Annotated in this window: 13 protein-coding genes; 11 read left to right on the top strand and 2 right to left on the bottom strand. The window is 70.6% G+C overall.

The features are described 5' to 3' along the window. The first annotated feature begins 1 nt into the window (after position 1). The 6 genes from AC3A57_RS20395 to AC3A57_RS20370 all read left to right on the top strand — a co-directional run bounded on the left by AC3A57_RS20395 (position 2) and on the right by AC3A57_RS20370 (position 5,924). Positions 2–616, top strand: a complete 615-nt coding sequence (locus AC3A57_RS20395) for a hypothetical protein (RefSeq protein WP_487580573.1) — start codon at positions 2–4, stop codon at positions 614–616. 10 nt (positions 617–626) lie between these two features. Next, on the top strand, positions 627–2,786 hold the full coding sequence (yoaA, locus tag AC3A57_RS20390; protein WP_487580572.1) for a DNA repair helicase YoaA: 2,160 nt from the start codon (positions 627–629) through the stop codon (positions 2,784–2,786). Positions 2,787–2,817: 31 nt separating this feature from the next. Then, positions 2,818–3,228 (top strand): VOC family protein, encoded by a 411-nt coding sequence (locus tag AC3A57_RS20385; RefSeq protein WP_487580571.1) that lies wholly within the window; start codon positions 2,818–2,820, stop codon positions 3,226–3,228. Positions 3,229–3,282: 54 nt separating this feature from the next. Then, positions 3,283–4,002, top strand: coding sequence for a tRNA (adenosine(37)-N6)-threonylcarbamoyltransferase complex dimerization subunit type 1 TsaB (tsaB, locus tag AC3A57_RS20380; RefSeq protein ID WP_487580570.1), 720 nt, complete (start codon positions 3,283–3,285; stop codon positions 4,000–4,002). 29 nt (positions 4,003–4,031) lie between these two features. Beyond that, on the top strand, positions 4,032–5,180 hold the full coding sequence (locus tag AC3A57_RS20375; protein ID WP_487580569.1) for a hypothetical protein: 1,149 nt from the start codon (positions 4,032–4,034) through the stop codon (positions 5,178–5,180). Between the two features lie 111 nt (positions 5,181–5,291). Further along, positions 5,292–5,924 carry a hypothetical protein gene (locus AC3A57_RS20370; protein WP_487580568.1) on the top strand — a complete coding sequence of 211 codons (633 nt, stop codon included), beginning with the start codon at positions 5,292–5,294 and terminating at the stop codon, positions 5,922–5,924. 22 nt (positions 5,925–5,946) lie between these two features. Here the strand turns inward: AC3A57_RS20370 and AC3A57_RS20365 are convergent, their stop codons facing one another. Together AC3A57_RS20365 and gshB are read right to left on the bottom strand one after the other, a co-directional pair. After that, positions 5,947–6,828, bottom strand: coding sequence for an energy transducer TonB (locus tag AC3A57_RS20365; RefSeq protein WP_487580567.1), 882 nt, complete (start codon positions 6,826–6,828; stop codon positions 5,947–5,949). Beyond that, positions 6,825–7,787 (bottom strand): glutathione synthase, encoded by a 963-nt coding sequence (gene gshB, locus AC3A57_RS20360; RefSeq protein WP_487580566.1) that lies wholly within the window; start codon positions 7,785–7,787, stop codon positions 6,825–6,827. Before gshB ends, AC3A57_RS20365 begins: the two co-directional genes overlap by 4 nt. A 346-nt stretch (positions 7,788–8,133) precedes the next feature. Here gshB and pilG point away from each other — a divergent pair, with 346 nt between their 5' ends. The 5 genes from pilG to AC3A57_RS20335 form a co-directional block, all read left to right on the top strand. Further along, positions 8,134–8,532 (top strand): twitching motility response regulator PilG, encoded by a 399-nt coding sequence (pilG, locus tag AC3A57_RS20355; protein ID WP_031372856.1) that lies wholly within the window; start codon positions 8,134–8,136, stop codon positions 8,530–8,532. A gap of 19 nt (positions 8,533–8,551) precedes the next feature. After that, positions 8,552–8,917, top strand: a complete 366-nt coding sequence (locus AC3A57_RS20350) for a response regulator transcription factor (RefSeq protein WP_064747629.1) — start codon at positions 8,552–8,554, stop codon at positions 8,915–8,917. A gap of 8 nt (positions 8,918–8,925) precedes the next feature. After that, positions 8,926–9,477, top strand: coding sequence for a chemotaxis protein CheW (locus AC3A57_RS20345; RefSeq protein WP_487580565.1), 552 nt, complete (start codon positions 8,926–8,928; stop codon positions 9,475–9,477). Positions 9,478–9,529: 52 nt separating this feature from the next. Next, a complete protein-coding gene (locus AC3A57_RS20340) occupies positions 9,530–11,548 on the top strand; it encodes a methyl-accepting chemotaxis protein (protein WP_487580564.1) in 2,019 nt (672 codons plus the stop codon). Between the two features lie 141 nt (positions 11,549–11,689). Next, positions 11,690–15,297, top strand: a 3,608-nt coding sequence (locus tag AC3A57_RS20335; protein ID WP_487580563.1) for an Hpt domain-containing protein, incomplete at its 3' end; no start/stop codon positions are given.

Below are 15,297 nucleotides of genomic sequence, written 5' to 3'. Positions count from 1 at the left end.
CATGAGCCGTAACCTTTTGCGCGCCGTCCCCCGCGGCGCGGCGCTGGTCGCGCTGAGCGCGCTGGCCGCAGCCTGTTCGGTCGCGCCGCCGCAGCCCGGCGCGCTGGCCGAAGCCGGTTTCAACGGCGAAGCGGCCGTCGCCGCGGTGCGCGCCGCCGGCGGCGCCGCCGCGCGCGAACTCGACGTGCAGCCGATCCGCGACGCCCAGGTCGAGGACCTGCGCCAGCAGGCGGCGCAGTTGGAGCGCGCGCGCAAGTACCCCGAAGCCGCGGCCGCTCTCGATCAGGCGCTGCAGCTCAACCCCAGCGACCCGGCGCTGCTGCAGGAACGCGCCGAGGCCGCCTTGCTGCTGCACCGGCTCGACGACGCCGAGCGCTACGCCCAGCAGGCGTTCGACGGCGGCTCGCAGGTCGGGCCGCTGTGCCGGCGCCATTGGGCGACGATCGCCCGCGCCCGGCAGGGCAAGCTCGACGGCGTCAACGCGGCGATGAAGCTGGCCCAGCGCCAGGAGCATTACGATGCGCTGCTGCCGCAACGCACCCAACTGACCCAGGCCGGCAAGCAGGCCCAGGCCCGCATCGACGCGTGCACGGTCGCCGCGCCTCCACGCTACTGATCTTTCGTCTATGGAAACCAGCCGCCTTGGCGTAGCCAGTCGTGCCGCGCTGAGCGAAGGCGGCGACCTGGCGAGCAAGCTCGCCGCCTTCGCCCCGCGAGCGGCGCAGCAGGACCTGTCGGTCGCGATCGCCGACGCCTTCGAAGCGCGTTCGACCCTGCTCGCCGAGGCCGGCACCGGCACCGGCAAGACCTTCGCCTACCTGGTGCCGGCGTTGTTGTCCGGGCTCAAGACCATCGTCTCCACCGGCACCCGCGCGCTGCAGGACCAGCTCTACCATCGCGACCTGCCGCGGGTGCGCGATGCGCTCGGCACCGGGCTCAAGACCGCGCTGCTCAAGGGCCGGGCCAACTACCTGTGCCGCTACCGCACCGAGCAGGCCAAGGGCGAGCCGCGCTTTTCCAGCCGCGAATACGCGGCGCAGTTCCAGCGCATCGTCGCCTGGTCCGGCCGCACCCGTTCGGGCGACCTGGCCGAACTGGAGGCCTTGGCCGAGGACTCGCCGCTGCTGCCGATGGTCACCTCGACCGCGGAGAACTGCCTGGGCAGCGAGTGCCCGATGTACGCCGACTGTTTCGTGGTGCAGGCGCGCCAGCGCGCCCAGGCCGCCGATCTGGTGGTGGTCAACCACCATCTGCTGCTGGCCGACCTGGCGCTGAAGCAGGAAGGTTTCGGCGAAATCCTGCCCGGGGCGCAGGCGTTCGTGGTCGACGAGGCGCACCAGTTGCCCGAACTGGCCGGGCAGTTTTTCGGCGAGGCGATCAGCGCCCGGCCCCTGGTCGAACTGGCGCGCGACGCGCTGGCCGAATGCAAGCAGGTGCCGGGCACGCTGGCCGCGATGCAGGCGCCGGCGCGCGAACTGGAGCAGTCGGTGCGCGCCTTGCGCGCGGCGATGGACGAATTGCCGGTGCGCGCGACCCGGCGCCGCGCCGCCGAACTGCCGGCGGTGGAGGAGGCTTTCGACGGCCTGCAGGCGGCGCTGCTGACCTTGGAGGAAGCGCTGGAACCGTTGCGCGCTTCGGCCCCCGGCTTCGAAAGCTGCCACGCGCGGGCGCGCGACTTCTCCGCGCGGTTGCGGCGTTGGCGCGGTTTTCCGCCGGCGCTGCCGGCGGTGGCCGAGGGCGCGGATGCGCCGGCTGCCGACGAGGCCGCAGGCGAGGGCGATGCGCCGGCGCGCGCAGCGCAGCGTGCGCCGAGCCAGGTTGCGGCCGCCGGCGACGACGACCCTGGCGAGACCGAACCCGGCGCCGGCGGCAAGCGCGAACGCCCGCGCGGCGGCGGCAGCGTGCGCTGGTACGAGCTGACCGCGCGCGGCTTCCGCCTCAGCCGCACCCCGCTGGACGTGTCCGGGCCGTTGGCCGAGCACCGCGAACGCTCGCGCGCGGCCTGGGTGTTCACCTCGGCCACGCTCGCGGTCGGCGGCCAGTTCCAGCATTACGCGCGCAAGCTCGGCCTGGACCAGCCGCGCACCCTGCTGGCGCCGAGTCCGTTCGATTGGCAGAACCAGGCCTTGCTGTACCTGCCGCCGGGCCTGCCCGACCCGACGGTGCGGCACTACAACGACAGCATGGTCGACCGGATCCGGCCGGTGCTGGAAGCGTCCGGCGGCCGCGCCTTCGTCCTGTTCGCCTCGCACCGCGCCCTGCGCGAAACCGCCGAGCTGTTGCGCGACGGCCCCTGGCCGCTGTTCGTCCAGGGCGAGGCGCCGCGGCACGTGCTGCTGGAACGCTTCCGCGCCTCCGGCAACGGCGTCCTGCTCGGCGCGGCCAGCTTCCGCGAGGGCGTCGACGTCGCCGGCGAGGCGCTCAGCGTGGTGGTGATCGACAAGCTGCCGTTCGCCGCGCCCGACGATCCGGTATTCGAGGCGCGCCTGGAAGCGATCCGCCGCAGCGGCGGCAACCCGTTCCGCGACGAGCAGCTGCCGCAGGCGGTGATCGCGCTCAAGCAGGGCGCCGGCCGGCTGATCCGCAGCGAGACCGACCGCGGCGTGCTGGTGCTGTGCGACCCGCGCCTGACCACCAAGACCTACGGCAAGACCTTCCTCGACTCGCTGCCGCCGTTGCCGCGTAGCCGCCGGATCGAGGACGTGGCCGATTTCTTCGCCGGCCGCCCGCTGGCCCTAGAATCGGTTTCGTCCGCGCCGGACGGCGAGGACTATTACTACCGCTGAAGGCGGTCGCGACCAACCTGGGAGACGGGCCATGAGCGAGCAGGAAGCGACGGCGCGCAAGCCGCGCGTGCACGGATTGGGCGGGGTGTTCTTCAAGGCGCGCGATCCGGCCGCGCTGGCGGACTGGTACCGGCGCCACCTGGACCTGGACGTGCAGCCCTGGGGCGGCGCCCTGTTCCGCTGGCAGCGCGCCGGCAGCGGCCAGGACGCTTGCACCGTGTGGGCGCCGTTCGGCGAGGACAGCGCGTACTTCCAGCCCAGCGACAAGCCCTACATGCTCAATCTGCGGGTCGACGACCTGGCGGGCACCCTGCAGGCGCTGCGCGAGGAAGGCTGCACGGTGCTGGAGCGCTACGAGGAGTCCGAGCAGGGCAAGTTCGGCTATGCGCTGGATCCGGAAGGCGGGCTGCTGGAGCTGTGGCAGCCGGCGCCGGGGTATTGAGCCGGCCGTGGCGGCCTCGCCCCGCCGCGACGCCGCTCGGGCGATAATCCGCCGATGAAACTTCTGGCCTTCGAAACCTCCACCGAAGCCTGTTCGGTCGCCCTGTGGCTGGACGGCGAGGTGCGCGAACGCTTCGAGCTGGCGCCGCGCCGCCATGCCGAACTGTCCCTGCCCTGGGCCGAGGCCTTGCTGGCCGAGGCCGGCATCGCCCGCAGCGAACTCGATGCGATCGCGCTCGGCCGCGGCCCCGGCGCGTTCACCGGCGTGCGCCTGGCGATCGCCGTCGCCCAGGGCATCGCCCTGGCGCTGGACCGGCCGCTGCTGCCGGTGTCGACCCTGGCCACCCTGGCCCTGCGTGCGCCGGCCGCGGCGGGCGAGGGCGCGCCGCGGCGGGTCTATGCGGCGATCGACGCGCGCATGGGCGAGGTCTATACCGGCGCGTTCGAGCTGCGCGGCGGCGAGGCGGTCGCGCTCGACGGCGAGCGCGTCTGCGCGCCGGAGCAGGCGCTCGTGCCCGGCGACGACCCGGATTGGCTCGGCGTCGGCACCGGTTTCGCCGCTGCCGACGGCGCGCTGGCCCAGCGCCTGGCGCCGCGTTTCGCCGCGATCGACGCGCAGGCCCTGCCGCACGCCGCCGACCTGGCCCGGCTCGCCGCCGCCGCCTACGCGCGCGGCGAAGCGATCGCGCCGGAAAAGGTCGAGCCGGCCTACCTGCGCAACCACGTCGCCCTGACCATCGCCGAGCAGGCGGCGTTGCGCAGTCGCGGCGGGTGAGGCCGCGCCGCCCAGGAAGGAGAACGAACATGTCGCGCAGCACCGTTTGGACGATGGCGCTGATCGCCTGCGCCGCGCCGGCCTGGGGCCGGGCCGAAAGCCGCGCCGAAGTCTGGCAGGGCGAGGTCGGCAAGCTGCCGGTGGTGGTCGAGTTGAGCGGCGAGCACACGCTCGATGGCCAGTACTTCTACCGCAAGCATCTGCGCGACTTGGAATTGCGGGGCGTGCGCGACGGCAGCGGCGTGCACCTGCAGGTGCGCGACCGCGACGACCGCATTACCGAGCGCTGGGAACTGCGCGAGCGCGGCGATGCGCTGGAGGGCCAGTGGCGGGCTGGCCAGCGCAGCCTGCCGGTGCGCCTGCAACGGGTCGACCTGGCCGCGCTGCGCGCCGGCAAGAACGGCGAGCGCTACGATCGCGCCGGCGCCCAGGCCGGCGCCTACGATGCCTTGCGCCTGAGCGAGCTGAGCCTGCAGCCGGGACGCAGCGAGGACTTCCAGGGTCATCGCCTGCAATGGTGGCGCGAGCCGCGCAGCGGCATGGACTTGTTCACGGTCGAGTCCGGCTACGACCAGGCCACCCGTTCGCGCTTGAACCGGATCCTGCGCCAGCGCCTGTGGCGTTCGGCGCTCGACGCGCTGCAATGCCGTTCGGCCGAGAACAGCGATTTCGAACAGAGCGTGACCCCGCGCCTGCTCGACCGCCGCTTCCTCAGCGTCAGCCTGATGAGCAGCTACTACTGCGGCGGCGCGCACCCGGATTTCGGCGATTCGCCGCTCAACCTGGACGTGCGCGACGGGCGCGAGCTGACCCTGCAGGACGTGCTCTGGCTCGGCCAGGGCCGGCCGCCGGCCGCCGAGGCCGAGCGCCGCGACTACGACGACCCCGAGTACCAGCGCTTGCGCGACTACCGCGACCACACCCTGGCGCCGTGGATCGTCGCCACCCTGGGCCAGCTGCGGCCGCAGGACATGGCCGCGCCGGCGAAGCCGGACGAGGGTTGCGATTACCGCGACACCCAGGTCTGGAACCTGCCGATCTGGCATCTGCGACCGGAAGGGCTGTATGTCGGGCCGTACTTCGCCCGCGTCGCGCGCGCTTGCGAGTATCCGGAGTGGTCGGTGATTCCGTGGCCGCAAGTCGAACGCCATCCGGGTGCGGCGCTGAAGGCGAAGTAGGCCGTCCGGGCATGCCGTCGATGGCGGTGCGGTCCGGCGCGCCGCCGATGAGGGCGCGAGCGGGGGCATGAAGTCAGAACGCGAAACCGGAACGCGAACTCGGAGCGGACCATGCAAGCCAGGCATTGGATGCTGTTGTTGGCGGCAGTCGCGGCGCAGCCCGGGTTCGCGGCGCGGGCCGAGGTGCCACCGGCGCGGGTCATGACGGTCGCGACCGCGTCCGGGACGAACTGGAGCGGGCTGGTTCACCAGCGCCAGCGGCTCGGCGAACGCTGGGTGCTGAAATTGAGGCGCGCGCAGGGCCTGCGCATCGACGGCCGGCCGATCGGCGCGCCGGTCGGCGCGGACGCCTTCGCCGAAGCGCTGGACGCCGGCCTGCGGGCGGTCGCCGACAGCGGCGGCGCGGTCGACGCGATCCAGGTCGATGCCTTTCTGGTGCGCGAAACGCGCGCGGACTGGATTGCGGCGGTCAAGCATGCGGCGGGACGGCAGACCGGCATGGTCGGCGCGCGCCCCGCGGTCGATCGCGCGGTGTGGCTGGCCCTGCGCGACACCGCCCAGGTCCGCCAGGCCTGCGTCGTCGCCCAGCGCTACGGCTGGCGTTGCGCCGAACCGGCGGTGGCGACCGATCCGGTGGTCTATCGCCTCGGTTTCGTCGGCCAATCGTGGCGGCGGGTGGCGTCCGACGCCGGCGCCGGCCTGGCCGAGACGATGTGGTTCGAGATCGAGTTGAGCCGGCCGTGAGCGCGAGGTGGCCGCAACGCGATCACTCGTCGACCAGCGCCCCCGCCGGCAGGAAATTCCAGGTGCGGGTCACGTGCAGGATGTCCGGGTCTTCTTCGGTCTTGGGCAGGGGCGGGTAGGGCTCGGCCAGGCGGGCGATGCGCAGGGCCGAGGCGTCGAGCAGGGCGATGCCGCTGCTGCGGATGATGTCGGCGCGCTCGACGCTGCCGTTGCGGCGCACCGCGACGCTGATCACCACCTGGCCGGCGAGGCGGCGGCGGCGGGCTTCGTCGGGGTAGTTGAGGTTGCCGACCCGTTCGACCCGGTCGACCCACTCGCGCAGGTAGCCGGCCCAGGCGTACTCGGTGGTGCTGGCGGAGACGAACTTGCGCGTCGGCCGCTTGGCGTAGCGTTCCGAACGCATGTGGATCTCGGCGGCCAGGCGCGCCATCTCGATGTCGTGCTCGATCTTGCGCTCGCCCGGCGGCAGCGGCCGTTCGGCCGGGGTCGGGGTGTTGCGGTCGCGCGGAGCGACGGTTTCGCCGCGGGTGCTGCTGACCACCCGCGCCACCGGCTGCGGCTGCGCGCTCGGCGACTGCGCGCGCAGCGCCATCTGCGCCACCCCGGCCTCGGCCTGCGGCGCCGGGCCGGACTGGTTGTCGCGCGGGCGGGTGCTCTTGTCGTGCTCGCCGCCGCCCTGGTTGTTGGCCTGGGCCAGGAAATCGGCCTGCTTGGGGGTCAGCGCGGTCTGGGTCTGGGTCAGGATCACGTCCAGGGTCGGCACCACCGGCGCGGCCTGCTCCAGGGTGTAGCCGACCCCGAGCAGCAGGATGCCGTGGACCAGCACCGACAGGACCATGGTCGCGCCGAAGCGTTGCGGCTCGCCCAGGCCGGTGCCGGGAAGCGTAGGGGCGGCGGCGCTCATGCGGCGCGGGCGGCGGCCACGCGCGATTCGATCGCGTCGAACAACAGGCCGGCGATGTTGAGGCCGAACTGGGCGTCGAGCTCGCGGATGCAGGTCGGCGAGGTGACGTTGAGCTCGGTCATGTAGTCGCCGATCACGTCCAGGCCGACGAACAGCATGCCGCGCCGCTTCATCTCCGGGCCGACCTGGGCCGCGATCCAGCGGTCGCGCTCGCTCAGCGGCCGACCTTCGCCGCGGCCGCCGGCGGCGAGGTTGCCGCGGAACTCGTCGCCCTGCGGAATCCGCGCCAGGGCGTAGTCGACCGGCACCCCGTCGACCAGCAGGATGCGCTTGTCGCCGTCGCTGATCTCCGGCAGATACTTCTGCGCCATGGTCAGGTGGCGGCCGCCCTCGGTCAGGGTCTCCAGGATCACGTTGACGTTCGGCTCGCCGGCGCTGAGCCGGAAGATCGAACGCCCGCCCATGCCGTCCAGCGGCTTGAGCACCGCCTGCTGGTGGAAGGCCAGGAATTCCTTCAGCTCGGCCGCGCTGCGGGTGACCAGGGTCGCCGCGCAGCACTGCGGGAACAGCAGCGCCGCCAGCTTCTCGTTGTAGTCGCGCAGGCCCTGCGGATCGTTGACCACGAAGGTGCCGGCGCGCTGGGCGATGCTGAGGATCTGGGTGTCGTGCAGGTACTCGGCGTCGACCGGCGGGTCCTTGCGCATCAGCACGATGTGCCGGCCATCCAGCTCAATATGTGACCACGATCCCAATTTGTACCAGCCGTCGGCCTCGTCGCGCACCTGCAAAGCCGCCACTTTGGCCATCGCATGCCCGCCGTGCAGACTCAAACCGCCCGGCTGGACATACCACAGACGATGTCCGCGGCGCTGCGCTTCCAGTAGCATGGCGAATGTCGAGTCCTTGGCGATCTTGATCGACCCGATCGGGTCCATCACGACGACGATGTCCAACGGCATGGGAACGAAATCCTGAAAGATTGACGGCGATGGTAGCAGGGAGGTCGCCGGTATCTGTCATGATGTTGGGGTCGGAAACGGTCGCGCTGCGTCCATTTTCGACACGCGGCGATCAGGCCACCGCGCCATGCGACCCGACGACGATACGCTGGCCGACGGAAGCGGCTGGATCGGTAGCGGGCGGCGCGCAGGGGACTGGGGTCCGGCCTTAACCGGTCACGAAAACGCCGCGTATTCAGCTTTCCAGGCACGGAATGCGCGCTTGACAGCCTGCGTGCGGCTTGGAATAAAGACGGCTTCGCGGCGCCTGGGGAAAACAAGGCGTTCGCAATGGGGGATACAAAGAATGCTCGACGAGGTTCGTAGCGGCAGCCTCGATGGTCTCAGGGTCATGGTGATCGACGATTCCAAGACCATCCGTCGAACCGCCGAGACGCTGTTGAAACGCGAAGGATGCGAGGTGGTCACGGCCATCGACGGATTCGAAGCGTTGGCCAAGATCGCCGATCAGCAGCCGCAAATCATTTTCGTGGATATCATGATGCCGCGTCTGGACGGTTATCAGACGTGCGCGCTCATCAAGAACAACCAATTGTTCAAGGGCACGCCGGTCATCATGCTGTCGTCCAAAGACGGCCTGTTCGACAAGGCCCGGGGCCGGATCGTCGGTTCCGAGCAATACCTGACCAAGCCATTCACGCGCGAGGAGCTCCTCGACGCGATTCGCAAGCACGTACACGCCTGACCGGGGGGTAGGGCACAGCATGGCACGCATCCTGCTTATCGAGGATTCGCCGACGGATACGGCGGTCCTGACCCAGTTGCTCAAGCGCAACGGGCATGAGGTTTCAACCGCAGGAAGCGCAGAGGACGGCATCGAGGCGTGCAAGCGCGAGTTGCCGGACCTGGTGATGATGGACGTGGTGCTGCCGGGCATGAACGGGTTCCAGGCTACGCGCGCGCTCAGCCGCGACGCGCAGACCAGCGCGATCCCGGTCCTGATCGTCAGCACCAAGGGCATGGAGACCGACCGCGCCTGGGGCATGCGCCAGGGCGCCCGCGACTACATCGTCAAACCGCCGCGCGAAGACGAGCTGATCGCACGCATCAACGCACTACTTGCCGGGTAACAGAGACGATGACGTTCAAGCCGCCGTTCGATGTGCTGACCGATTACGAGCGCCGCAGCCTGGCGCACGTGCCCGGCCTGCCCGAACAGCTCGATGCGCCCGGCCTGTGGCGCGGCGTCGGCTACCGCATCGGCACGCGGCGGCTGGCGTCCACCTTCTCCGAGGTGGTCGAAATCCTGTCGCTGCCGCAGCTCACCCACGTGCCCGGTTCGCAGCCGTGGATGCTGGGCCTGGCCAACGTGCGCGGCAGCCTGCTGCCGATCGTCGACCTCAAGCAGTTCCTGGAGGGCGAGCGCACGGTGCTGCACGAAAGCCAGCGCGTGCTGCTGGTGCGCCAGCCCGGCGGCGACGTCGCGGTGCTGATCGACGAACTGTTCGGCCAGCGCAGCTTCCACGACCAGCAGCAGGTTTCCCTGGAGGACGTCGCCGAGCAGGGGCTCGCCGACGGCCGCTACGCCCATTTCATCGACCGGGCCTACCGCCTGGACGATCAGCCGTGGGGCATCTTCAGCCTCGAACGGCTGGCCCGCACGCCCGAATTCCGACAAGCAGCGGCCTGAAGCCGCTCTCCAATCAGCCCGTAATTAGCCAGTACACCGAGGTTCGCGAACCATGAGCACTGTGATGGACAACGCCGGCAAGAGCCGCCTTCTGGGCGCCAATACCTGGCTGATCGTGCTGGGCATATCGGTGCTGGTGTTCGGTCTCAATACAGGCTATGCGACCTGGAAAGCGGCGCGCCTGGGCGGCGCCAGCTCGGCCGCGTCGAGCCTGCAGGTCAACTCGCAGAAGCTCGCGGTGCAGGGGCGCGAGGCGGTCGGCGGCAACAAGGACGCCTTCACCGAATTCAAGAAGACCAAGTCGGCCATCGACAGCGACATCCGGCAGCTCAACGACAACTTCGGCAGCACCGCCGGCGTGTCCGGCCCGATCGAGACGGTGACCAACGGCTGGGAGCCGATGGGCAAGAGCGCCGACCAGGTGATCGCCTCGGAGAAGGCGGTGCTGGCCCTGGCCGGCAACGCCGACAGCTTCTCCAGCCGCGTGCCGCAGCTGCAGGCGCGCCTGGACGAACTGGTCCGGGCGATGTCGGCCTCCGGCTCGCCGTCCTCGCAGGTCTACATCGCCCTGCGCCAGGTGGTGCTGTCGGCGACCATGGCCCGCCGAATCACCGAAATCCGCGCCGGCGGCAGCGGCGCCGGCATGGCCGGCGAAGCCCTGGTCCGCGACGCGACCGTGTTCGGCAACGTCCTCACCGGCCTGCGCAAGGGCGACGCCTCGTTCGGCGTGACCGCGCTGTCCAACGGCGGCGCGCTCGCCGCGCTGGGCCAGGCCGAGGCGCTGTGGCTGGAAATGAAGAAGGACCTGGACGCCATCTCGGCCAGCTCGAAGGAGCTGTTCCAGGCCCAGGCCGCGGCCGAATCGATCACCGGCGGTTCGGAAAAGCTGCTCGGCGAGAGCGAGACGCTGTTCAGCGCCTTCACCGCCTTCGGCTCGCTGCGCGACAAGAGCTTCTTCGGCAACATCTGGCTGTCGATCGTGTCCGGTCTGGCCGCGCTGGTCGCCATCGCCGGCTTGCTGTTCTCGCTGAACTACGCCCAGCAGCGCCGCTACCAGACCACCAAGGAACTCAACGACCGCAACCAGGAGGCGATCATGCGCCTGCTGGACGAAATGGGTTCGCTCGCGGAAGGCGACCTGACGGTGAAAGCGACGGTCACCGAAGACATGACCGGCGCGATCGCCGACTCGATCAACTTCGCCGTCGAGCAACTGCGCAGCCTGGTGCAGACGATCACCGACACCTCGGTGCAGGTGGCGTCCAGCGCCCAGGAGACCCAGGCCACCGCGATGCACCTGGCCGAAGCGGCGGAACACCAGGCCCAGGAGATCAACTCGGCCTCCGACCGCATCAGCGAAATCGCCGCCTCGATCGACCAGGTCTCGAAGAACTCGGCCGAGTCGGCCGACGTGGCGCAGCGCTCGGTGCAGATCGCGACCAAGGGCGCGGGCGTGGTGCGGCAGACGATCCAGGGCATGGACTCGATCCGCGACCAGATCCAGGAAACCTCGAAGCGAATCAAGCGACTGGGCGAAAGCTCGCAGGAAATCGGCTCGATCGTCGAACTGATCAACGACATTTCCGAACAGACCAACATCCTGGCGCTCAACGCGGCGATTCAGGCCGCCTCGGCCGGCGAAGCGGGCCGCGGCTTCGCGGTCGTGGCCGACGAAGTGCAGCGACTCGCGGAACGCGCGTCCAACGCAACCAAGCGAATCGAGACGCTGGTCCAGACAATTCAGTCCGACACCAACGAAGCTGTCAGCTCGATGGAGCAGACGACCTCCGAAGTGGTCGCGGGCGCACGACTGGCCGAGGACGCGGGTACCGCGCTGGGCGAGATCGAAAAGGTGTCGTCGGACTTGTCGAACCTCATTCAGGGCATTTCCAGCGCCGCGCAACAGCAGTCCAGCGCGGCCTCGAACATCACCCAGACGATGAACACGATTCAGCAGATCACCTCGCAGACCTCGCAAGGCGCCAACCAGACGGCGGCGTCGATCGGAAACCTGGCGCAGTTGGCGGCCGACCTGCGCCGTTCGGTCGCCGACTTCAAGCTGCCGGCCTGATCGGGGCCGGACGCTACGGCTCAGGCATTGCGGTTCGAGACGGATCAAAAGAAGGGTTGTACCGAGGATGAAGCTTCCGACACATCGCTGGCCGAGCCAGGAGACGGGTCTGCAGAACCCCGCTGACGGGCGGGTGTGGGCATGACCGCGTTGCGCGAAGCGATCGACACCACCACGCTGGGCTGGATCAAGCCCGAGCTGGACGAGACCCTGCGCCAGGCGCGCCAGGAGATCGAAGCGTTCGCCGAAGAACCCGGCGACGCCTCGCGCATGCGGGTGTGCGCGAACCATCTGCACCAGGTGCACGGCACCTTGCGCATGGTCGAGTTGTACGCCCCGGCGATGGTGGCCGAGGAAATGGAGCGGCTGGCGATCGCCCTGCAGCAGGGCCAGGTCGCCGACCGCGACGAGGCCTGCGCGGCGCTGATGCGCGGCGTGGTGCTGCTGCCCGATTACCTGGAACGCCTGCAGGGCGGCCACCGCGATATCCCGATCGTGCTGCTGCCGCTGTTGAACGAACTGCGCGCGACCCGCGGCGAGTCCGGCCTCAGCGAGAGCGTGCTGTTCGCCCCCAACCTGGATCGGCCGCTGCCGGCGCACCTGCCGCCGCCGTTGCCGGTCGCGGCCGCCGCCGGCCGCAATGCCAGCGCGCCGCACCTGGCCGCGCTGCGCGACGCCCTGGCCGCCTGGCCGGAAGAGGGCGCGCCGGCCCATCCGAACCAACTGGCTTCGGCCATCGACGGCCTGCTCGCCGACGTGGTGCTGGAGCCGGTGCGGCGCATGCTGTGGGTCGCCTCGTCGGTGGCCCATGCCGTGCGCGACGGCGCGCTGGAACCGACCCGCGCCCTGCGCCAGGCCTTCGGCGGCGTCGAGCGCGAAGCGCGCCAGTTGCTGTCCGACGACGGCTTCAGCGCACCGCGCGGCGAGCCCGCGGCCGAACCGACCCGGCAGCTGCTGTACCACGTCGCCCATAGCGACGGCCGCCATCCGGCCCTGGACGACCTGCGCCAGACCTTCGAACTCGCCGCGCACCTGCCCAGCGAGTCCGAGCTCGAACACGCCCGCGGCAGCCTCAGCGGCCGCAACCGCGCCCTGCTCGACACCGTCGCCGCGGCGATCAAGGAAGACCTGCTGCGGGTCAAGGACGCGCTCGACCTGCATCTGCGCACCAACCAGACCGATCCGGGCGAGCTGCGGCCGCAGGTCGAGGCCCTGGCCCGGGTCAGCGACACCCTCGGCATGATGGGCCTGGGCATGGCCCGCACCGTCGTGCTGCAGCAGCGCGACGCGATGAGCGAGATCGTCGACGGACGCCGCGCCGCCGACGAAGGCACCCTGCTCGATGTCGCCGGCGCCCTGTTGTACGTCGACGCCTCGCTGGACGACCAGGTCACCCGCCTGGGCCTGCCCGACGAGCGCGGCGACGAGGACCTGCTCGCCGGCGAGGCGCGCAAGGTGCTCGACGTGGTCGCGCGCGAAGCCATCGCCAATTTCGGCGACGCTCGCCAGGCCTTCGTCGCCTTCGTCGAGACCAAGTGGGATCACGAAGAACTCAACGAAGTGCCGCGCGTGCTCGACGAAGTCGCCGGCGCCTTGCGCATGATCGAGCTGCCGCTGGCGGCCGATTACCTGACCGGGATCAAGCGCTACACCGAAGTCGAACTGATCGGCCGCCGCCGCGTGCCCAGCGGCCAGCAGCTCGATACTCTCGCCGATGCCCTGGCGAGCCTGGAGTACTACCTCGAAGCGCTGCGCGAGCAGCGCCCGAACCGCGACGACATCCTCGACATCGCCCGCCAGAGCCTGGAAGCGCTGCGTTACTGGCCGCTGCCGGACGTGGTCCGGGTCGAAGCCGCGGCGATCGCGCCGGTCGAGGCGACGCCGGCTGCGGCCGCATCCGGCGCGCTCGCGCAGGACCCGGTCGCCGAGGCGCAAGACAGCGTCCGGACCGAAGCCGTTGCCGCCGATCCGGCGCCGAGCCTCGATGCGGCCGGGATCGCCGCCGTCGATGCCGACCCGGCCCGGGACGAGGTCGTGGCGCAGGCCGCCAGCGTCGAATCCGCTGCGCAAGCGGTAGCCGGAACTCCGGCCGCAGAAACCCCGATCGCCGAAGCCTCGGTCGCCGAAGCCCCTGCGGTCGAAGCTCCTGCCGTCGAAGCCGCTGCGGTCGAGACCGCACCGATCGACGTGGGTTCGGTCGCAACCGGCGCCGCCGAGCCCGTGCTCGCGGCGACCCCGGTCTACGGCGGTTTCGAACAGGTCGACGACATCGACGACGAGGTTCGCGAAATTTTCCTCGAAGAGTTCGAGGAAGAGATCGGCAACCTCGACCAACTGCTGCCGGCCTGGCGCGAAGCGCCGGAAGACCTGGCGCGGGTGCAGCCGGTGCGGCGCGTGTTCCACACCCTCAAGGGCAGCGGCCGCCTGGTCGGCGCCAAGACCCTGGGCGAGTTCAGCTGGAAGATCGAGAATCTGCTCAACCGCGTGCGCGAGCACGGTCGCGCCTCCAGTCCGGAAGTGATCGATCTGGTCGAGCACGCGCATCGCGCCCTGCCGGGCTTCTACGCCGCGCTGCGCAACGAAGCGCCGCTCAGCGTCGACGTGTCCGGTCTGGAAGCGCACGCCGATCTGCTCGCCAGCGGCGAGGAAGCCTTCTACCAGCCGCCGCGGTCCGCCGTCGCGGAGCCGGCCGAGCCGGAGGCGGTCGCCGAAGCCGAACCGCCGAAGCCGATCGTCGACGGTCCCTACGTGCCGGCCGCGGTCGATCCGGTGCTGCTGGAGATCCTGGACGGCGAAGTCGCCGGCCACCTGGTCACCATCGAAGCCTGGCTCAACGCCTCGCAGGCCCAGCCGCAGCGCGCCAGCGATGCGCTGCAGCGCTCGATCCATACCTTGAACGGCGCGTTCGCGATGACCGAAGTGCCGGTCATCACCGACGTCACCGCGCCGACCGAAGCCTACGTCAAGCGCCTCCTCGCCAGCGGCGCGTCGGCCAGCGCCGAAGGCGTGGCCGCGCTGGGCGCGGTCGCCGCGGCGATCCGGGTGACGGTGCAGGCGCTGAAGTCGCCGGCCCCGCACGTGCCGCTGTTCGTCGGCCTGCCCGAGCGCATCGAAGCGCTGCGCGACAGCCTGCCGGATGCGCGCGCGCCGATCGTCGTCGACGACGAGATCGATGCGGCGATCGACAACGACGCCGTTGCCGACGCGTCGACCGAACTGACCGCGGTGCACGACCTCAGCGCCTTCGGCGAGGACGCGCCGGCGCAGGAAACGAAGCAGGACGAGCCGGAGCACGCCGAGCCGTCGGTCGCCAACGGCATCGATCTGGACCTGGACGATTCCGCGCTGGAAATCGGCCTGGACCGCCTGCCGGGCGAGTTCGATCCGATCACCGCCCGCGCCCTGGGCCTGGTCGGCGGCAGTTCCATCGCCGCCGCCGAAGCGCAGCGCCTGGAAGCCGAGCGCCTGGCCGCGGAACGGGCCGAAGCCGAGCGCGTGGAAGCCGAACGTGTCGCCGCCGAGCAGGCCGAGGCCGAGCGTCTGGCCGCGGAACAGGCCGAAGCCGAGCGCGTGGAAGCCGAACGCGTCGCGGCCGAGCAGGCCGAGGCCGAGCGTCTGGCCGCGGAACAAGCCGAAGCCGAGCGCCTGGAGGCCGAACGTGTCGCGGCCGAACAGGCCGAGGCCGAGCGTCTGGCCGCGGAACAAGCCGAAGCCGAGCGCCTGGAGGCCGAACGTGTCGCGGCCGAACA

It is taken from the genome of Lysobacter sp. Soil_C_15, assembly GCF_057657315.1.
Note: the sequence above shows the minus strand (reverse complement) of the source record. Positions and strands in the feature narration are given on the sequence as shown.